Source organism: Bacillus massiliigorillae (assembly GCF_000380245.2).
Taxonomy (GTDB): Bacteria; Bacillota; Bacilli; order Bacillales; family DSM-1321; genus Bacillus_AD; species Bacillus_AD massiliigorillae.
In genome coordinates, this window is the sequence record NZ_HG428741.1 from 2,313,594 (window position 1) to 2,332,770 (window position 19,177).

General features: G+C 34.7%; 18 protein-coding genes. 2 read left to right on the plus strand and 16 right to left on the minus strand.

Features of this window, described 5'->3' with window-relative positions; genetic code table 11:
* Nucleotides 1-5: 5 nt before the first annotated feature.
* The 9 genes from TX86_RS10685 to TX86_RS10725 all read right to left on the minus strand — a co-directional run bounded on the left by TX86_RS10685 (nucleotide 6) and on the right by TX86_RS10725 (nucleotide 8,275).
* The gene (locus TX86_RS10685) at nucleotides 6-677 is read right to left on the minus strand and encodes an ankyrin repeat domain-containing protein (RefSeq protein ID WP_042348719.1); all 672 of its coding nucleotides are present in this window, start codon (nucleotides 675-677) and stop codon (nucleotides 6-8) included.
* Between the two features lie 27 nt (nucleotides 678-704).
* On the minus strand, nucleotides 705-1,400 hold the full coding sequence (locus tag TX86_RS10690; RefSeq protein ID WP_042348720.1) for a response regulator transcription factor: 696 nt from the start codon (nucleotides 1,398-1,400) through the stop codon (nucleotides 705-707).
* Nucleotides 1,401-1,415: 15 nt separating this feature from the next.
* Nucleotides 1,416-2,867 carry a sensor histidine kinase gene (locus TX86_RS10695; protein WP_042348721.1) on the minus strand — a complete coding sequence of 484 codons (1,452 nt, stop codon included), beginning with the start codon at nucleotides 2,865-2,867 and terminating at the stop codon, nucleotides 1,416-1,418.
* Between the two features lie 68 nt (nucleotides 2,868-2,935).
* Nucleotides 2,936-3,901, minus strand: coding sequence for a DUF4822 domain-containing protein (locus TX86_RS10700; RefSeq protein ID WP_042348722.1), 966 nt, complete (start codon nucleotides 3,899-3,901; stop codon nucleotides 2,936-2,938).
* Nucleotides 3,902-4,184: 283 nt separating this feature from the next.
* Complete coding sequence (locus TX86_RS10705) at nucleotides 4,185-5,204, minus strand: CopD family protein (protein ID WP_042348724.1); 1,020 nt, start codon at nucleotides 5,202-5,204, stop codon at nucleotides 4,185-4,187.
* Between the two features lies 1 nt (nucleotide 5,205).
* Complete coding sequence (locus TX86_RS10710) at nucleotides 5,206-5,754, minus strand: copper resistance CopC family protein (protein ID WP_042348725.1); 549 nt, start codon at nucleotides 5,752-5,754, stop codon at nucleotides 5,206-5,208.
* Nucleotides 5,755-6,029: 275 nt separating this feature from the next.
* Complete coding sequence (locus tag TX86_RS10715) at nucleotides 6,030-6,482, minus strand: nucleoside deaminase (RefSeq protein ID WP_042348726.1); 453 nt, start codon at nucleotides 6,480-6,482, stop codon at nucleotides 6,030-6,032.
* A gap of 229 nt (nucleotides 6,483-6,711) precedes the next feature.
* Entirely contained in the window at nucleotides 6,712-7,722 is a 1,011-nt protein-coding gene (locus tag TX86_RS10720; RefSeq protein WP_042348727.1) for a DUF4822 domain-containing protein, read from the minus strand.
* Nucleotides 7,723-8,017: 295 nt separating this feature from the next.
* Nucleotides 8,018-8,275: a hypothetical protein gene (locus TX86_RS10725; protein WP_042348728.1), complete on the minus strand. Its 258-nt coding sequence runs from the start codon at nucleotides 8,273-8,275 to the stop codon at nucleotides 8,018-8,020.
* Nucleotides 8,276-8,392: 117 nt separating this feature from the next.
* Here TX86_RS10725 and TX86_RS26270 point away from each other — a divergent pair, with 117 nt between their 5' ends.
* Nucleotides 8,393-8,536, plus strand: coding sequence for a small acid-soluble spore protein P (locus tag TX86_RS26270; RefSeq protein ID WP_081707633.1), 144 nt, complete (start codon nucleotides 8,393-8,395; stop codon nucleotides 8,534-8,536).
* A gap of 119 nt (nucleotides 8,537-8,655) precedes the next feature.
* On the opposite strand, the gene TX86_RS10730 is transcribed toward TX86_RS26270, so the two are convergent.
* Together TX86_RS10730 and pbp4 are read right to left on the minus strand one after the other, a co-directional pair.
* The gene (locus TX86_RS10730) at nucleotides 8,656-10,713 is read right to left on the minus strand and encodes a peptidoglycan D,D-transpeptidase FtsI family protein (RefSeq protein ID WP_042348729.1); all 2,058 of its coding nucleotides are present in this window, start codon (nucleotides 10,711-10,713) and stop codon (nucleotides 8,656-8,658) included.
* 182 nt (nucleotides 10,714-10,895) lie between these two features.
* A complete protein-coding gene (pbp4, locus tag TX86_RS10735) occupies nucleotides 10,896-12,923 on the minus strand; it encodes a penicillin-binding protein PBP4(5) (RefSeq protein WP_042348730.1) in 2,028 nt (675 codons plus the stop codon).
* Between the two features lie 252 nt (nucleotides 12,924-13,175).
* On the opposite strand from pbp4, the gene selD reads away from it, so the two are divergent.
* Nucleotides 13,176-14,228, plus strand: a complete 1,053-nt coding sequence (gene selD, locus TX86_RS10740; protein WP_081707634.1) for a selenide, water dikinase SelD — start codon at nucleotides 13,176-13,178, stop codon at nucleotides 14,226-14,228.
* 187 nt (nucleotides 14,229-14,415) lie between these two features.
* Here the strand turns inward: selD and TX86_RS10745 are convergent, their stop codons facing one another.
* From TX86_RS10745 to TX86_RS10765, 5 genes are all read right to left on the minus strand, one after another.
* Nucleotides 14,416-15,192, minus strand: coding sequence for an FAD synthetase family protein (locus TX86_RS10745; RefSeq protein WP_052343638.1), 777 nt, complete (start codon nucleotides 15,190-15,192; stop codon nucleotides 14,416-14,418).
* 88 nt (nucleotides 15,193-15,280) lie between these two features.
* On the minus strand, nucleotides 15,281-15,754 hold the full coding sequence (locus TX86_RS10750; RefSeq protein ID WP_042348734.1) for a flavin reductase family protein: 474 nt from the start codon (nucleotides 15,752-15,754) through the stop codon (nucleotides 15,281-15,283).
* Nucleotides 15,755-15,918: 164 nt separating this feature from the next.
* Nucleotides 15,919-16,884, minus strand: a complete 966-nt coding sequence (locus TX86_RS10755; RefSeq protein WP_042348736.1) for a VOC family protein — start codon at nucleotides 16,882-16,884, stop codon at nucleotides 15,919-15,921.
* Nucleotides 16,885-16,908: 24 nt separating this feature from the next.
* The gene (locus tag TX86_RS10760) at nucleotides 16,909-18,120 is read right to left on the minus strand and encodes an acyl-CoA dehydrogenase family protein (protein WP_042348737.1); all 1,212 of its coding nucleotides are present in this window, start codon (nucleotides 18,118-18,120) and stop codon (nucleotides 16,909-16,911) included.
* 27 nt (nucleotides 18,121-18,147) lie between these two features.
* The gene (locus TX86_RS10765) at nucleotides 18,148-18,987 is read right to left on the minus strand and encodes an alpha/beta fold hydrolase (protein WP_042348738.1); all 840 of its coding nucleotides are present in this window, start codon (nucleotides 18,985-18,987) and stop codon (nucleotides 18,148-18,150) included.
* Nucleotides 18,988-19,177: the final 190 nt, after the last annotated feature.

The window sequence follows — 19,177 nt, forward strand, 5'->3', positions numbered from 1 at the left end:
TACTACTATTCTTCTAATATTTTAATCATTGTTGTATAGCCCCTCTCCATAGCATAATCAAGTGCTGTCATACCCGATTGGTCACGAAGTTCTTTATTCGCATTATATTCTAGTAATTCTTGTACAATTTGCTGATACACTTCTGTACCGTCAGTTAATGCTACTGCTTCGATTAATGCCGTATAGCCAAAATTATTTTGATGATCGATATCTACTTTGCCATCTACTAAAAGTAGCTTCACATTGTTTAAATGTCCTTTTTCAGCTGCTGGTATTAAAGCATTACCACCAAAGCGATTAAAAATGTTTTGATTTGGCTCAGCATGCTCAAGCATGTACTTTAAAATCTCTGTTTTCCCTTGTGCACCTGCATACAGATAGGCGCTATCCTGAATACGATCTTGTTGATTAATGTCTGCTCCCGCTTCTATTAAAAGTTTTGCCACCTCGATATTATTTTTATGTGCAGCAATTAAGAGAGGCGTCTCCCCTTTATCATTCGATTCATTAATTAGATATGACGAATCCTTTAAAATTTCTTGCACACTTTCTAAATCATTGTTTTCAATTGCTTGAATAAGACTATCTGACTGTTGCTTCACATTCTTTTCCTCCCTTTCATTACATCCTGTTAATAGTAAGAAAACGCTTACGATAATGCCAATAAAAAACTTCATGTAAACCTTCCTTTCACAAGGATATTTTCAACTATTAAAGCGATATCCACTGCCCCAGATTGTCTCAATTGGCAACTCCGATAGTTTACCCTTTTTTAATTTATCTCGAACGCGTCCTACATGAACAACAACTGTAAAAACATCCCCATCTAAATCATCCATATACCATAATTGACGGAAAAGCTGCTCCTTTGTCCATACGCGATTCGGATGCTCCATAAAGAACACGAGAAGATCAAATTCCTTCGTCGTAAAAATAACTTCTTGACCTAAAACGAATACTTTACGCGCAGCTTTCTCAACTATAATATTCTTCATCTCTAAATGATCCTGTGCTTGTCCAGTACCTGTCAGTTGCTTATAACGTTTAATATGAGCTTGTACACGTGCCACTAGCTCACTCGGACTAAATGGTTTCGTCATATAATCATCTGCACCTAACCCAAGACCTCTTATCTTATCGACATCTTCTTTTTTAGCAGATACAATCATCAATGGAATATCTTTCTTTTCTCGAATACGTCGACATATTTCAAAACCATTCATTGAGGGGAGCATTAAATCAATGACAATTAAATCAAAAGGCTCATTTAATGCTCGATTCACTCCCTCAAAACCATCCGTTACAATTTCTGCCTCTATTTGATGAATTTCTAGATAATCTCTTTGTAATTCTGCAATACTGATATCATCTTCAATGATTAATATACGTGATGGCTCCATTTATTGACCCTTCCTTCAAGCTTTTTCCAATGTTATTGTCACCGTCGTACCATTATGTAGCTTACTTTGAATTTTCACCTGACCATTATGCTGCTCGACTATCTGCTTCACAATTGCAAGACCTAAGCCACTTCCCCCTGTCGTAGATGTACGCGCTTCTTCTCCACGATAAAAGTGGTCAAATACATATGGGAGTTGTAGTTCCGAAATTCCTTGTCCATTATCTTTCACAACAATTTCAACTATATAATCCACGACTACTACTTCTAATATCACACACAACGGTTCAGTTGTTTTTCTAAACTTCATACTATTTTCTATTAAGTTAGTAATTGCTCGATTCATCTGCATACGATCAATATGGGCGTACACATCATCTGCTACATTCAACACAAACTGAACATCTTGGTGATATAACTGAAATTCTTCTACCATATGTGCGAGGAACTTTGCAAGCTGTATACGTTCAAAATAGAAATGAACTGCCTCTGCATCAAACTTAGAGTAAAGGAAAAGTTCTTCAATTAATTTATTCAATGCTAGTGATTTAGAATGAATGGTCTTCAAATACTTTTCCTGCTTTTCAGGGGTTTCAGCAACTCCCTCCAGTAAGCCTTCAACATACCCAATGATAGATGTAATCGGTGTTTTTAAATCATGAGAAATACTGGCTATTAATTCTTTACGGTTATTTTCAAGATTTCTCTGATCCTGGATTGAAACTAAAAGCGCTGCTCGCATACTCTCAAAATTAGCTGTCAACTCTTGGACTTCTCTTGCTGTATTGGTAGGTATAAGAGGTTCATCGATCATTAAATCTCCCTCTCGCATTTTAGACATAGTCTGTCCTAAATTTTCTAAAGGCTTAATAATTGTCTTACGTAAAAGTTGATTTAAAAAGAGCATTGCTGCAATGGATACAAGTAGGATAATGAAAATAATTATAATTCCCCATTTTGTAAGAAAATCTAAAAAACTACTTTCCTTTTTAAGTACTAAAACGCTACCCTTCGAATTGTCACTATAAAAAAAATCAAACTTAATATAACGATACAGCCTACCTGCATTATCGATTGTACCCTTCGTTTCAATATTATTTGTATCAAAACTTGGAAAATGCACGATAAGTGATTTTTCTACTAGACCTTTCGAATAATACAAGATTTTCTCATCGCGACGGATAACAACCCCAAGTGACTTCTTCTCAATTTGTTTCCATTTTTCATGCGTATCTTGCGCTAAAAGTTTGTCTGGATTTAGCTTGGCAATATTACGTAACTCTACGTAAGCAAGCTGCTCTTCTGGACTCAAAGAGCGCTGCTGCGTAAAAGTTTTATACAATGTTTTAGGTGTCGGAACTGAGCCTATTGTCACATAAAAAACAATGCATAAAATTGCGAGAATGGAGACACTCGCAATAACGATACCTCCAATATATGAAGTTAAGAATCTATTTTTGATTGTCATATTAATCTCCTTTCCTCAATTTATAAAGGAGATGCCTTACTTTTTCAAGTAATGGACTTTCTTGTTGTTTAAAAACTAAATGATGGCTTCAAATCTCCCTTATATGGCTTGTGCTCTACAAAAATTGTTATATCCTTGCCATCCGCATCCTTACCAATACGCTTATAAGTAAACTTGTCATCGTTTAATTCAGTCAGTTCCAATACGGCACCATATTTATTATCACCTATTGATACATGTGCGCGAATTTTATTGTCATGAATCACATCAAAGTAACCATAATCACCACGACTTTTTTCTGTTTCTATGTTAAAGAATTCATATTGATTTGTATCCCCTTCAAACTTTGCAATACTTAAAAAATTCTCATTATACTTTGTGACATCATTGCCTTTTTCATCAAGCGCCTTTGTACCTTGCCATAATGTTTTACTAAGAATTGTATCCCCACTCACACGAGTATTAATATTTCCTGTCGAAGTAGTTAACTTTTGATTTTCTTTTGTGAAGTCTAATTCATTATTCTCATACGGTATATGCTCCACAAACACTTCTATGTCATTACCATTCGCATCTTTATCCATGCGTTTATAAGTAAAAATCTCATCATTTAATTCAGTCACTTCGACAATGGCTTGATATTTCATCGTTTCTGAAATCAAAATACGCTTCTTACCATCATTTGTCATAAAGAATGTACCTTCATCACCACGTGTCTGACCTGTTTTCGCGTCAAAGAATTCATATCGACCTGTCTTCGAATCATATTTTGCCAAACCGATAAATCCAGTATTTTCCTTAGTTAAATCATTATTATTTTCATCGTAAACACGAGTACCTTGCCAATTTGTACTGCTTAATACATTCACCATTTCTTGACCCTTTGTTAAATGCTTCTCAACTTGATTGCCTTCCGCCTGTTGATTTTGTACTTTTGAATTGTTTGCCTCATTGTTAGTTGCATCAGAGCATGCCGCTAATAATGTGACTGTGCTAAAAATAGCGAGTGTTGCGAATTTAAATCTGTTATTCATACTATATTCTCTCCTTTATCATTTGCTTAACCTTTATTATGAAGCGCAGTTCTAAACTCTATATATCTTAAATATAAACAAAATATAAATTCGAAAAAAGATGCTGTCCAATAAGTGTTTTGAAGGAATCATTTGAATTTTATCTTGACCAAAAGTGCCAAAAATCAGCTTTTTTAGTCTACTAAGCAAAAGTGAGATTTAAATGAACACGACTTCAAATGGTACAAAAAGCATAAAAGGGCGTCCAAAAAATGATTTAAAATCACTTTTCGGACAGCCCTTTTCAATAGAATAGATTCAACATCCAACCAATATACAGAGATGCTATAAAACCAATACTAAATAACAACCCTAAAAAAGCCGATGCTTTTTTATAAAAGCTTAAAACTATCATACATATAAACAGAAATGACATAACCAGTAATGAAACACCTTGAATGGATAGAACAAATGACACATGAACATTTGAAGCAAGTGCCTCATATGGTGGTGGCAATGTCCCCATAGTTCCTGTTATTGAAAATATTATTAATAATAGGATACTTTCAATCTTAATCCACGGTTTAGGATCGAATGTATGTGAACTAAAAACTCTTTTCGACAGAAAACCATTAATGTATGCAAATACAAGGACTGGGATAATACTTATATGTTTAAGTAGCAACATCTTTCCGTATGGGATAGACCAAGCATTTACATATTGTACAGGCTCGACAACTTTAAACATAAGAATGAGACCGCTACCTATGATTAAAACGAAGCAAACTATTGCCATAGGAGAAAAACAACGTAAAAAGGCAGACCAATTTTGTTCGTCTTTCGCAAACCATCCTACCAATAGTAATACGCCCACCCAAAAGGTTGCTAACAAGAAATGAATTGAATGTGAGATCAGTCCTGTCCAATAAGACAATGAAGCAACATGACCTGCGGATCCCACTGCGATAATCATTGACAGAAGAAAAATAGCTTGAAGATACTTAGAACCCACTTTATAAAAAGTAATCCATAACAAAGTAGCTGCAAAAGCTATAAACAACCATGCCTTACCTACTTTAAAGTCAGTAAGTACTGATACAGTTGCTACATATACGCCTACATCACCTGAAAAGTATGTAATATTTTTCAGAACTGGAGCAAAAGAACAAATGATGATTCCTAAAGTAGAAAGTAACAAAGTTGTTTTTCCAACTATAATAATTGGTTTTTTGGATTCGGAAACAAATTGCAAAGCTACATAACCTACTAGAAAAGAAAAAAGAATGTAACTGATTACTTCTGCAATAATTACAAGAATATTCATCTTATTTCTTCTTTTTTAATAACATCATAAATCCGGCCACTAATAGAATTCCTAATACGATAATTATAACAATTGTCATCACTGACCCATTCTTTGTCTCTTCATTACCAACTTTCGGTTGATCTTGAACTTCTTTCTTTTCTGTACCTGAGTCCTTTTGATCATCTTTCACTGATACATTGTTATTTATAGCGGCAGTTTGCTCTTTTTCAATATTGAAAGGAATTTCCCCTTCTATGTTATGCCCATCTTCACCAACAATCTTCCATTCAATCGTATACTTTCCATTCTCTAGTGGAGTGGAAAGTGTCCCCATCATTTCATTCCCTTTAACTTCTAAATTAGCGAATGGTATTTCTTTATGATCTATAATTACTTTCATTGAGCTCAACTTTTCAATTTCAGACTCAAATTGCAACGTAATCTGTGATAAATCTTCTTTAATTATTTGTCCTTCACTAGGATTTGATGAAACTAAACCCGTGTGAGCGTATGCCATCGTAGGTATAATCATTAGTAATAATAAAAAGGCAAATAAACTTTTTTTCATTGTAAAGCTCCTTTTCCATCATGTTTGTATTTTGATATAGAAAACGCAAATCAAAATTAAGTTTTCACTATCATCATGAGGTTAACAAATTCAAGGAGAAAAGTCCGACAAAAAGACTTTGTTTTCATGAAATATTTTTTCAATTGTTGTAATTCATCTATTGTTTTTCGAGAAAATTTATGCTTACTATTTTGAATAGTCTATGTCTTCATTACAATTGAATGAAATTTTTGCTGTGCTTAAAGCATCAGCCATTTCCAATTACAATCATTAGACTACACTCTCTCCTTCCAAAGCTTCATTGGATTTTTTTGCCCTTCATTTAATGGCACTTGTATCATCGAAAGTGAGCGTTCTGCTTTTGTTTTTTGTAAATCCTCATATATTGTTTTAGATTTCCCTAATCCCACTTCAACCGCATTCTCAACTGAAGCACAATAAAAAACCTTTTCGATTCCAGCAAAGTACATAGCCGTGAGACACATCGGACAAGGCTCCCCACTTGCATACATTGTATAATCTGATAGGTTATCCGTTTGCAATCGCTCTTGTGCGCGCCGGATAGCCAGTAATTCCGCATGTCCACTAACATCATAAGTTTTGTGCAGCTCATTAACACCCTCAGCTACAACGTTGTTATTTTTCACAAGTACTGCACCAAAAGGTTGTCCACCCTCACGAACATTTTCTACCGCTAGTTCTACTGCTAGTTCCATGAATTTGTCCATTGCTAAACCTCCATTAATGATATAAATAAAATGCTATTAATGTAATCTTAAAACATTAACAATCGCCTTACTGAAGTCACTATTGATTTAAAAGAAAGCATTACAATCTTTTGTACTAAACCCGTTACTTCAGTGAACTTCCCTGACAGCTTAAATTTACCAAAAGAAATATAAAGGGAATAAAGAAAACAATTCCCTCCTTGATGACGGGTCAATCTTATTTGACGTTTTATTTAAAACTAAATTTCGGTTTAAAATCACCTTTATAAGGTTCATGTTCAACGAATACAATTATGTCATTACCAACTTTGTCTTTACCCGTTCTTTTATACGTAAATTTATTTGAATTAAGTTCAGTAAGTTCAAGCGCAGCTCCATATTTATTAACTCCAATCGAAACATGGGCTCTTATTTTATTTTTGTGTATAATATCGAAATATCCAAAATCACCGCGGCTTTTGCCTGTTTCAAGATTGAAAAACTCATATTTATTAGTCTTATCATCAAATTTTGCCAGACTAATAAAGCTAGTATTATATTTTGTTACATCATTGCCGTCTTCATCTAATACCTTTGTTCCATTCCAAAGAGTTTTACTTAAAATTTCATCTCCATCAACCTTTTTATCAATTTTTCCGGTAATAGTGTTCAACTGCTTGTCTGGATCAGTAAAAGAAAGCTTTTCCCCTTTATATGGAATATGTTCAACAAATATCTCTACATCATTGCCATTAGCATCTTTTCCCAGTCTTTTATAAGTAAAAACATGTTTATCTAATTTTGTCATGTCAACAACAGCTTGATAATTCATTGATTCTGAAATTAATATTCTCTTCTTCCCATCATTAGAGATAAAGAATGTTCCCTTATCCCCACGACTTTTCCCAGTCTTTGCATCAAAAAATTCATAATGTCCTGTTTTCACATCATATTTCGCAAGACCTATGAAGTTCGCATTCTCTTTTGTTAAATCATTATGATGTTTGTCATACACTCTTGTACCTTGCCAATTGGTACTACTAAGAATGTCAGCCATTACCTGCCCTTTAGTAAACTTATGTTCTTTTTTATTCTCTTTAACAGTTTTTTGATGATATTTACCATGATTTTCTTTATCATGAACACTCGCATCTTGCCCATATTTACTATGATTTTCTTGAGCGTTCGCGCTACTGTAACTTGTTAATACAAATGTGCATCCGAGTAGTATTGATGATATGGCTTTTGCTTTTTTATTCATTTTATAGTCTCCTCATTTTATGATTATAGTTACTTCTCCTATTATGTTAGTACCCTACTATAAACTTCCTCTAAATAAATTATAAAAAAAAGATAAACTCTATCTTGTCATTCATATGGTTTTTGATCAAACGTCAAAAAGAGCACCGAATAACAACTATAATCGATGCTTTTTTTCTATTTCTAATGAGTGTGTCAAAACCGTAATTGTGCTGTCAAATATGCTTATACTTGCGTTTTATCACCTAAAAACAGAACCGTTACTTTAAAAGCGATGTCCTATCAATGCTATTTTTTCAGTTTTTATTTACTTCGTCTACTATTGCTTTCAAATCCATTTGGAATTTTTGTAGTTGATCGCGCTGATGATCTGTCGCTACTTCCATGGCATTTTCAATTTGTTGATATGCTTCATTAATTTCATGTTTCAAATGGTTTAATTGATGACCGAAAGCTGCTCCACTAAAATCTAAATTCTCATAAACATCTATAACGTCCTTCGTTCCTTCTTGTGCTTGCTGAAACGCTTGTTGTGGATTTTGATGATAAGGCATGTTCCCACATCTCCTTCTTTATATAATCAAGCTTATTTTCTTCAAAATCATGTACTTTATTCATGGAATAAACTCTGCTTGAGTCGCACAATTTAAGAAGGAAAAGGAGGCGTTACAATGAATAAAAATGATGGTAAAGATATGAAAAAAAATGCGCCTAAAGGACATCAATCTGGACAGCCTGCTCCTTTAAGTGGCTCTCATAAAGTTAAAAATCGTAATCACAGTCGCCAAAAGAACCATGCTCATCATGATATGTAAAAAAAGCTACATTACCTTCCAAATAAGTGATTGACGACAAAAAGGTATTCATTGGAACCTTAATAAAGCGAAAAAAGGCGTCTAAAAAGTATTATCAATCACTTTTTAGACGCCTTATGTTACTCTTTTTTTAAATCAAAATACGCTTTAATAATACCTTGGCCAATTCTTTTATTAACTGGATGAGAATCTGTCTTCGTGTTTGGTACTACAACTGAGAATGCTATTTCTGGATGATCATAAGGTGCATAACCTACTAAGGTTAAATTATAAGTTGGCTGTTCTTTATATAAATATTTTTTTACTGGATCGTAGTAGAACGATTGAGCTGTTCCTGTTTTTCCGGCTAATTTATATTCATTATAAGGGGGCTGACTAAAGTATGAGTACGCTGTGCCACCCGGTTCTTGATATACTTTTCTAAACCCTTCCTGTACCCGCTCTATATAACTTTGCTTCATATCTAATTTATTCAATACTTTCGTCTCTACAGATTTATATACTTCCATTCCATCAGAAGGATTCAAAACTTCTTTAAGCAAATGTGGCTGTACACGGTAGCCTCCATTAGCAATTGTTGAAATGTATTGAGTAAGCTGGATAGGTGTATACGTATCATATTGTCCAATTGTAAAATCTAACAGATAACCAGGGTCATATTTGTTACCAGGCAAGCCAGCTGCTTCATTCGGTAAATCAATCCCCGTTCTAATTCCTAACCCAAATTGATTAAAGTAATAACGAAATGTATTAAACGCTTCTGGCTTTATTGGTAATTTCATATCTTTATAATACGTTTTTCCAAACATAGCCATGGCAACCTTAAACATATATACATTAGATGAACGTTGAAGTGCTGTCTGATCATTAAGCATCCCCATCGTACTAACAGATTTCTTCACCTTTGTACCTTTAATATAGATGGGTTCATCCAAGAATTGTTGCTTTGGTTTAATACTCCCTGTCTCAAATCCAGTTAATATAGTAGCACCTTTCACGGAAGACCCCATTTCAAATGACGAATTTATCGTTCCAAGTGCATGGTCAATCACTTTTATTTTCCCATTTACATTTTCTAACTTCTTTCCAGACATTGAAAGAACTTCTCCAGTTTGTGGATTCATAACAACGGCAAATGCACTGTTTAAAAATTCTCCACCACCGTTATTTTTAGCCATCACTAATTCTTTTGTTAATACTTCCTCTACTTTTTTCTGTAATTCCATATCAATCGTTAAAACAAGATTTTTTCCTACTTTACCCTCATTTATGACCTTTTTATAGAGTAAATCTCCGTCTTTGCTCATTTCAATTTCTGATACAGATTTCTCGCCTTGTAATAAATCTTCATATTGCAACTCTATTTGACTTTTACCTACTCGATCATTTCGACTATATCCTTTTGATAGAAAATCTTCTAACTTGTCACTCGGTAATCCATCTTCTGATGATGAAACATTCCCTAATACAGAACGAAAAACATCATTATAATTATACTTTCTGTTCCAATCGATAGAAATATCAACTCCAGGTAATTCATTCAATTGTTCACTTACTACCGCTACCTCTGTATCTGTAACGCCTTTATTTTTAATTATTTGAGAAGAATAGGCATATCCTTTTTTCATTTCCCTTAGTATTGCTGCTACTTCTAATTCATTTTTATCAATAGCTGCTAAATCTTTTGAATTAATCCTCTCTAATTGTAATTTATATAAATCCTGATCAGACTTCGTCGTATCCTTCCATTCTTTTGGACTTATTTTTTCTACTGCTTGTTCAGGTCTTGTTACAATCCAATAATCTTTTAAATCTCTTTCTGTAAGCTTGTTTGTATCCAATTGAATCAATTGAGATAGTTTCCTTGCTATATCAAGCATTTCTTTTGTCGTCGTTTTTTCTTCTTTTGAATAAACGATGGCATATGTGGATTCATTATCTACTATAATTCGATGTTTTCGATCATAAATCTTACCTCTAGGATTAGATGTTTTCACTACTCTATGAGTGGTGGCACTAGCATCACGACTATATTTTTCACCATCTAAAATTTGTACAACCGCGAGTCTTAAAATGAGTGCAACAAATAATACGAAAACAATAAAAAACAATAGATTTAATCGAATTACATTCGTGTATTTAACTTTCTTCTCTTCCTTCTTTCTTTGCTTCTTCATCATAAATCACCTTTAATTCTAAAAAAATTGAAAGTAAAAATAATACACATGTGGAACAATACACAGTTACAATTACCGGTTGGGGTATTAGAATGTATAAAACAGTACTACAGATAAACCCAATTCCACCTATAAGACGACATTTACTTAACATTTTTTATCATCTCACTCTTTATATTTCATTAATGATTAAAAGTTAGATAAGTTTGAAGTGATGGCTTTACTTTATTAATAACCACTTGACTTCCACCTCTACCTTTTACATTCTCTACCACTGCTGCAATTAAAATATTAGGTGACTCTGTATCGTACGCTACAAGGAAACCATTTTCGAGACCATTCTCTCCCTTTTTCTTTTTCAATTCAGCTGTACCTGTTTTCGCAGCGATTTTATCTTGTAATGTATGTAAACTGTAGGCTGTTCCATCCCTTCTCTCTGCAACTTGTACAAGAGCATTATTTACGACTTCTGCGGTGTTATTACTTATAATTCTTTCTTTATGTCCGTTTTGTTCTCCCAAAAGTAAATGAGGAAATATTAGTTGTCCACTATTAGCAAATGGCGTAAAAGCAACCCCTAAATGTATCAGAGACATTAATACTTCTCCTTGACCATATGATGAGTCTGCTAACAACACCTCACCGTGAATACCTTCATTTGAAAGTTGGCTTTTCGGAACATATAACGGTAGATTAAAATCAGATTGAAATCCGAATTGGATTGCTTTTGATTCAAACATTTTATAGCCCATTTCAAGTGCTTCTTGAGCAAAAAAAATATTATCCGATAGAGCAAGTGCATCATAAAGGTTTACATTTGAAGCATTTGCAACCCGAGTCACATAATATCCACCCCAACTACTATCTTTTTTCCATTGTAATCCATTGATATGACGCCTTTTTTCAGGATAGGTCACTCCTGAATCAATTCCAATCGAAGCTGTTATAGCCTTAAATACAGATCCTGGTGCATATAAACTGGTAAATCGATTTAAAAACGGAAATTTAGGATCGTCATTATAAGAATTCCACTTCTCCACGGACATACCAGTTACCATTATATTTGGATCAAAAGATGGAAAACTAACTAAAGCAAGTAATTCCCCAGTAAGGGGATTCATAGCACTTACAGCACCTGCCTCACCTTTCATATCTTCAAATAAATTGCTTTGAAGTGTTGAACTTATAGTTAGACGAATATCCTCACCATTGATAGCCTCTTTTTGTTTAATAATACTTTTACTATTTCCTGACTCATCTATCACTTTAATAAAGCCACCTTTACTTCCCCTTAATTGCTTTTCAAAAGTAGCTTCCAACCCTGCTTTTCCTATCCAATCACTAGCTGAATAGTAACCTTCTTCATCTTGATCCAAATCTTCCTTTGTCACTTTTTTTACATAGCCAATTAAGTGAGCTGCACTATCCCCTAACGGATAGCGTCTAATATTTCTCGTACCAAACGAAACACCAGGGATATCCTCCATATAATAACTCGGATTAAAATTATCAGGTAATATAGTAATAGGCACAAATAAATCAGGCTTTACCCATTTTTGTTTTAAAGCAAGATTAATTGTTTCAGTTGAGACATTAAAATAATTACTAATTTTTTTTATATTTTCTTCGCGTTTTTTTCCTAGTTCCCGTGGAATGATTCCTAATTCATAAACTGATCCGTTTCTCCCTAAAGGTATACCATCTCTATCTAGTATTTCTCCACGTTCAGGTATAATTGCTTGCGCACTAATTTTGTCTCCGTAATCCATTTGTGGAAAGATTAATGATGGATTCCAATTAACAACCCATCTATTCTTTCCATCTATTTCTTTTTGCGTAATAGTAGCTGAGTATGTAGCTGTGACATTTCCTAAGAAGGTCGAAATAATTGCTTTAAAAACCCCTTCATAGTGATCATTATCTTTATTAAAAGTCAGTCTCTTATTTACAATTTCTATATGTGATGCTTCTATTCCACCCAAAATAGCCTCATATTTTTGAATAAATGTATCTTTAGTAAATCCTTTTTCCTTTAACTCTTTTTGATCAACAAAAGCATACATTCCACTGTAATTATTCTGCTGATAATTATGTACATAACTTTTAAATACGTCTTCCGCTGTAGTAGTTGGACGAGTTATATATTCGTAATATTGCCATCCAAGTATCGTAACAATAACTAGTATTAAAGAGAAAAATATGCTTTTCATATGAGAATCCCCCTTTCCAAAATAATCACAACTCTCATTTCTTACAAAATGTATGATATGAAAGAAATTATAAATTCAGATTCTTTTTAAAACCATGAAGTAGAAATGATTTATAGATAAAAATATTCAGAATATTAAGAAATAAATAACCAGATTTTACACGCCTTATTATGGTCTTATTGTAGTATACTAATAAAGATAAGTAATACTTATTACATAATTAATACTTACATAACTATAGGAGGTGTAGACATGACTGAAAAAGAAATTGTACGCTTAACTTCATTATCATCAAAAGCTGGCTGAGGCTGCAAGATTGGTCCTCAGGACTTAGCGCAAGTTTTGCGCTTATTACCAAAACAACCATCACATCCACAGTTACTAGTTGGGAACGAAACTGCCGATGATGCTGGTGTATTTCAATTAACAGAAGAGATTGCTTTAATCCAAACAGTCGATTACTTTACACCTGTTGTAGATGATCCTTATATGTTTGGACAAATAGCGGCTGCTAATGCATTAAGTGATGTTTATGCTATGGGTGGTACACCCAAAACAGCCTTAAATATTGTAGGCTTTCCAATTAATACGCTTGGAAGCGATGTTTTAGCCGACATTTTACGGGGAGCTTCAGATAAAGTTGTTGAAGCTGGTGCTGTTACCGTTGGTGGCCATAGTATTGATGATGCTGAACCTAAATTTGGTTTATCTGTTACTGGTATCGTATCACCAAAGGAAATTTGGAAGAATGTTGGTGCAAAGCCAAATGATGTGCTCATACTAACAAAGCCTCTTGGAGTTGGCATCCTTACAACAGGTATTAAACGAAACGCCGTTACCCCTGAACAAGAGAAGCTTGTAACGGAAACAATGGCTACGTTAAATAAAGTGAGCGCAGAATGTTTAATGAATTTTCATCCTAATGCGGTGACTGATATTACTGGCTTCGGACTATTAGGTCATGCTAGTGAGTTAGCTGAGGGTAGTGACGTTAGTATTATTATTAAATATTCAAGTGTTCCTTTCATTGAAGGTACCCTTGAATTGGCTGAAAAAGGTGTTGTACCGGGTGGTTCTAAATCAAACCATGCATGGTTAAAAAACAAAGTTACCTATGATGAGCATTTACAAATGCATGAGCAACTAGCTTTATGCGATAGCATCACATCAGGTGGTTTATTCATCAGCTTACCGGAAGAGGAAGCTAATGAATACATTCAATCACTTAAACAACGAGGAAGAGAAGCTTTCATAGTAGGACGAGTTATTCCTAAACAAGCATCACTCATTACTGTTGAAAAATAAAATGGTGTGCTAAAAGAGAAACAAAAATCTCTTTTAGCACACCATTTCCCTTTATTAGCTATATCGTTTTATTTCCTACGTAGAATCTGATATCCGATTATTCCAACTAATTTTTTCTGCTCCTAAAGCGATTATCGCTTTTGTAAAAAACTCCAAAAATAATTTTCTGAAGTTTTTAAATCGTTTATTAATGATTTACATGCTCCAACCATGATACGGTATATTGTTCTCCTAATTTCGATAAACAGTAATCAAACTCTAGTTGCCGATCATGTGTAACTATTACCTTTGATTCTATTACATTATTTTGATTATCTACTAAAACTCTATATTTTCCCGGGGCGGACATAGAATAATAAGGGAAAAGGCCTTTTTGGCAACACCATTTGATTTTATAGTAATCTCCTAAATATTTAGGAATTTCATCTACTTTACCGATATTTAGATATTCTCTAATAATAGAAGAACTAATCTTTTGTTGTGAAATACATTGTTCCTCAATAATTGTTACGCCGACTCGTTCGTTTTCATATTGCTTTAAAGTATCGACATTCCCTCTAGCTTTGGCTCCATAATGATAATCAAATCCACAGACAATCTGCTTAGCACCTAAGCCTAAAATATATTGCCGAATGAATACATCTGGTTCTATTTGTGCAAATGCTTTATCAAACTGAACAACATAAAAAATATCGACACCAATCTTTTCTAATTTTTCAATTCGTTCTTCTAACGGCTCTAAATATTGCATTTCTTTAGACGGATACAACACACTTTTAGGATGAGGGAAAAATGATAAAACTGACAATGCTAATTGATTTTGTTTGGCTATATCTTTTGCTGCATCAATAACCTTTCGATGGCCTAGATGTACACCATCAAAATATCCAAGCGCCATGGTAGAAAATACAGGATTCAATTGAAGCGCTGGGATATTTTCTTGATCTACATAAATTATTTTCATATCGAATTTCCCCCTCTACATATACTTTTACCTTTTGATCAATTTGATGAAGTTAGATTGCATAGGTCTCATTAACTGATACACCTTCTTAATTTTCTATTCTTTCTAAATTTGCAAGTTTACGATATTTTCCTCCATAAAATAGAATAGGTTCTTTTTCTTCTATACGAATATCTAGGACTTTTCCAATAAAAAGGGTGTGATCTCCTTCAACATACTCTGAAACAACTTCACATGCGACTTGAGCTAATGCACCTTTTAATACAGGCAAATTAGCTAATGTATCAAAAGCACCTTCTCCTTGTTGCTGCCCTGCAAAAATGCGAGAGTAGTGTTCTTGATCATCCGCCAAAATATTAACAGCAAATTTCTTCGTATTTTTAACTTTATTTAAAAATTTTGCTTTATGGCCAATCGAAATCACTACTAGCTTTGGATCTAGCGAAACAGACATAAATGCATTTGCTGTCATTCCATGCGGTTCCTCTTCATACAATGTGGTCAACACTGTTATTCCTGTGGCGAATTTCCCCATAGCATTTCTAAAAAGTTGACTATCCATTTTTACACCTACTCTTCTCTATTAATTTATAAATAATAAGGCTATCCTAAAAGCGATTTTCATTCCCTTTTAGGAAGCCTCTTTACTCTTTTACGATTCTTCCTACTTTTTATATCTTGTAATAACTTAAGTAATGTTAATGGAAGTAGTCGATTTAAATGCCTTTACGCTTCTGTTGTTCGATCCATAATATGATTATTTCGATGAGGTACATACTCTGTTGGTCCCCACATTGTAAGTCCGAGCGCTAATTCCTCTTCTTTCCACTCAATTGGTTCCCAATCTGGGTCAAAAATTAAATAACCATTGCTGAATAATTCTACTCGATGCCCGCTTCCAGGATCTCGTACATAAGTGAAAAGTGCCTGACTAATGCCATGCTTTCCAGGACCTGAATCTGGGGTTATTCCATGTTCACGTAAAATATCACAAGCCCTAAGTACATCTTGAGCGTTGTCTAACCAATATGCCACATGATGTAATCTTGCAGGCGTTGGGGCATTTGGTTCAGCCATTACTGCAATATCGTGAACAAGAGGCGTAACACTCATCCATCCACTAATCACTTGACCGTTATCTAAGCGAATATATTCTCGCATTTTAAAACCTAATTGCTCCGCTAACCAATTATGAGCAGCCCCTGGATCATGTGAAGTCCATATATTTACATGATCAATTCTGCGGGGAGAGATGCCTCGATTCCATGATTTATACGTTTGATTCTTCAATACTGATCGTTCACCTTCAGGAGCAAGTGGTTTTTCAACATCATAATATAATTCAAACTTATGACCAGTTGGCATTTGAAAGCTAATTGCATCCCCTTGGCCTGCTTCTTGACCTTTCGGAATTTTCCGAACTACATTATCAGTTTTTTTCAATATGTGTTCAAATAATTCCACGTCCTCTGGACGCTTCACTCGCCATCCAATATGGTCCATATAAGCTCGGTCTCCAGCTTTAAGTATAAGACTATGATGCTCAAACTCCCCGTTGGCACGTAAGTATACAGTGTCACTTGATCGCTCAGTAATTTCCAAGCCGATTACCTCATGAAAAAACCAAAGTGATTTCTCCAAATTTGGCGTCACTAATGAAACATGTCCTAATTTTGCAATTTCTGGATTCATATTATCCCTACTTTCATAAATGGTTTACAAAAAATCTTTATTCGGTTCTAATCCGCACAGTGAACGACCATAGGTTTCCAGTTGTGATGACGGTAAAATCGCTCCATGGACATACATCGACCAAAAATCACGAAATACCCGCTGTAATGGGTTCCCATCGTAAATATAAGATCCCCCGCTAGCACCGATTAAAATATCAAGGGCTTCCTTACAATATTCCACGGCTATCCCCATATCTCCATTCACTTTAACTCTAGTTTTAACATCCATATATTTACCACTTTCAGCAAAAGCATCAAGTTCATCTGCAACGCGATAAAAATGCATTGCTGCCGAGTCAATTTTCAATGATGCTTCTGAAAGCTGTAAATGTGTAACAGGAGCTTCGATTTGTTTATTGTAAAACGTATAGCTTATTCTACGATTTGGAAGCCTTTCCATAAATAAATCCAAGGCAGCTCGCGCTATCCCTAAAGCTGGAGCTGATAATGACAAGTTCAGAGCTGGAAAGAGCGCAGTATTATATAATGACTCATCTCGGAGATGTTTGGATTGAAAGTTCCCGTTTTTTGCCTCTGATAAAGATACACAACGATGATCAGGTATAAATGTATCTTTTATTATGACACTATGGCTAGATGTACCTCTCATACCAAGTGTATGCCAATCATCACCGATTTCTATATCTTTAAAAGGTAACGTGATCAAACCTTGATCAACGATGACGCCAGCCTCATCAACAATTGGCATCCCAAAATATCCCCATGTTGCATGGACGCTACCAGAGCAAAACATCCATTTTCCCTGATCGATGTAATAACCTCCATCAACGCGGCGAACTGAGATTTCTCGAGGTTCAAATACACCAGCAAATACGACATCTGTCCCTTGGCCATAAATCTCTTGATGTGTTTTTTCAGAAAAGGATTCCGCTATCATTAATTCACGAATATTACAAAGAGAATATACCCAGCCAGTCGACCCGCAACCGCGTGAAATCTCGACAAGACAATCTAAATATGTTCTAATATTCGCTTGATGACCACCATATCTTTTTGGACGAAGGATTTTGAAGAGCCCTTCATCTTTCATTGCAGCAATGACATCTTCTGGTACTCTTCGAAGTTCTTCCGTCTCGCAAGCTCGTTCACGTAATTTTGAAACAAAGCTCTTTGCCCTTTCTACTAGTCCCTCATTGGTTTGCAATAAATCAATCTCTGAAAGATTATTTTTCATGAATTTATTCTCCTTTACTCAAATGATTTATAGCTCTTCTCCTAAGAAATCCGATACTAACTTAATAAACTCTTTTTTTCTTTCTACTTGCACCCAATGGCCACAACGATCGAAAACATGCAATTGTACGTTTGGTAGATGCTTCAAAAATTGGATACTCCCTTCATATGGGACAAAGCGATCATCACGTCCATGAAGAAGTAAAAACGGATGATTCATTCTTCTAAGCGCTGATGGAGGTATGGTCATAAAAGGAGGAATTTTAAACATAGATTCATATGATTTTTTAACTTCGACACGCATAACCTCTTGATACCGCTCCTCAGTAATTGATTTTAGTTTGTCACCAAGTACTTCCTCATCGTACACAAACCATCTAAATAAGTTTTCAAGTGCAATAGGAGTTGGATCTTTATAAAAGTTAGACATCCTATAAAGCTCTGGTGTAGGTTCTGTCGAAGCACCTGCGCTCCCCATCAGAATAACGCGATTAAAACGTTCTGGCATATCCATTATTAGATTAAGAGTAAGAGCTCCTCCCATTGAATTCCCTACAAGGTGCGCTTTATCTATACCAAGTTCATCCATCAAAGCTGCGATTTGGTTAACCCTTTGACGCATCCATCCTAACATATCTGTTGGAGGTTCCTCAGGATGGTCTGTACTCCCAAATCCCCGAATATCAGGAGCTAATACATGGTATCTATCACAAAATGTAGGTAAGACATCCTTCCAATTCGACATAGCAGTTGCTCCAGGACCACCGCCATGAAGAAATATGACTGTTTCCTTGTTTTGTTCTCCTCCTTCATGAAGAACTGTTTCGTAACTTCCTGTTCGAATTTTTCTCGTTGAAATCATTGACATATAGCTTTCCACCCTTTCTGTTAAAATGTAAAGTTTTACTCGCTTGTTCAATTTAAGCGCTTTCATGTAGCGGTTAATAGAATTATAGAAAAATGGAGGGCTCGAAAACTAGAGATAAAATCATATGGAATTATACGAGAAATTAGTAATTTTTTATTGGTTTTGTTTTTACAAAGATAAAAAAAGCTCC

Bases quoted from the DNA above. Each gene is read 5' to 3' on its own strand.
- TX86_RS10685 (WP_042348719.1), bottom strand. From the start codon at position 677: ATGAAGTTTTTTATTGGCATTATCGTAAGCGTTTTCTTACTATTAACA.
- TX86_RS10690 (WP_042348720.1), bottom strand. From the start codon at position 1,400: ATGGAGCCATCACGTATATTAATCATTGAAGATGATATCAGTATTGCA.
- TX86_RS10695 (WP_042348721.1), bottom strand. From the start codon at position 2,867: ATGACAATCAAAAATAGATTCTTAACTTCATATATTGGAGGTATCGTT.
- TX86_RS10700 (WP_042348722.1), bottom strand. From the start codon at position 3,901: ATGAATAACAGATTTAAATTCGCAACACTCGCTATTTTTAGCACAGTC.
- TX86_RS10705 (WP_042348724.1), bottom strand. From the start codon at position 5,204: ATGAATATTCTTGTAATTATTGCAGAAGTAATCAGTTACATTCTTTTT.
- TX86_RS10710 (WP_042348725.1), bottom strand. From the start codon at position 5,754: ATGAAAAAAAGTTTATTTGCCTTTTTATTATTACTAATGATTATACCT.
- TX86_RS10715 (WP_042348726.1), bottom strand. From the start codon at position 6,482: ATGGACAAATTCATGGAACTAGCAGTAGAACTAGCGGTAGAAAATGTT.
- TX86_RS10720 (WP_042348727.1), bottom strand. From the start codon at position 7,722: ATGAATAAAAAAGCAAAAGCCATATCATCAATACTACTCGGATGCACA.
- TX86_RS10725 (WP_042348728.1), bottom strand. From the start codon at position 8,275: ATGCCTTATCATCAAAATCCACAACAAGCGTTTCAGCAAGCACAAGAA.
- TX86_RS26270 (WP_081707633.1), top strand. From the start codon at position 8,393: ATGAATAAAAATGATGGTAAAGATATGAAAAAAAATGCGCCTAAAGGA.
- TX86_RS10730 (WP_042348729.1), bottom strand. From the start codon at position 10,713: ATGAAGAAGCAAAGAAAGAAGGAAGAGAAGAAAGTTAAATACACGAAT.
- pbp4 (WP_042348730.1), bottom strand. From the start codon at position 12,923: ATGAAAAGCATATTTTTCTCTTTAATACTAGTTATTGTTACGATACTT.
- TX86_RS10745 (WP_052343638.1), bottom strand. From the start codon at position 15,192: ATGAAAATAATTTATGTAGATCAAGAAAATATCCCAGCGCTTCAATTG.
- TX86_RS10750 (WP_042348734.1), bottom strand. From the start codon at position 15,754: ATGGATAGTCAACTTTTTAGAAATGCTATGGGGAAATTCGCCACAGGA.
- TX86_RS10755 (WP_042348736.1), bottom strand. From the start codon at position 16,884: ATGAATCCAGAAATTGCAAAATTAGGACATGTTTCATTAGTGACGCCA.
- TX86_RS10760 (WP_042348737.1), bottom strand. From the start codon at position 18,120: ATGAAAAATAATCTTTCAGAGATTGATTTATTGCAAACCAATGAGGGA.
- TX86_RS10765 (WP_042348738.1), bottom strand. From the start codon at position 18,987: ATGTCAATGATTTCAACGAGAAAAATTCGAACAGGAAGTTACGAAACA.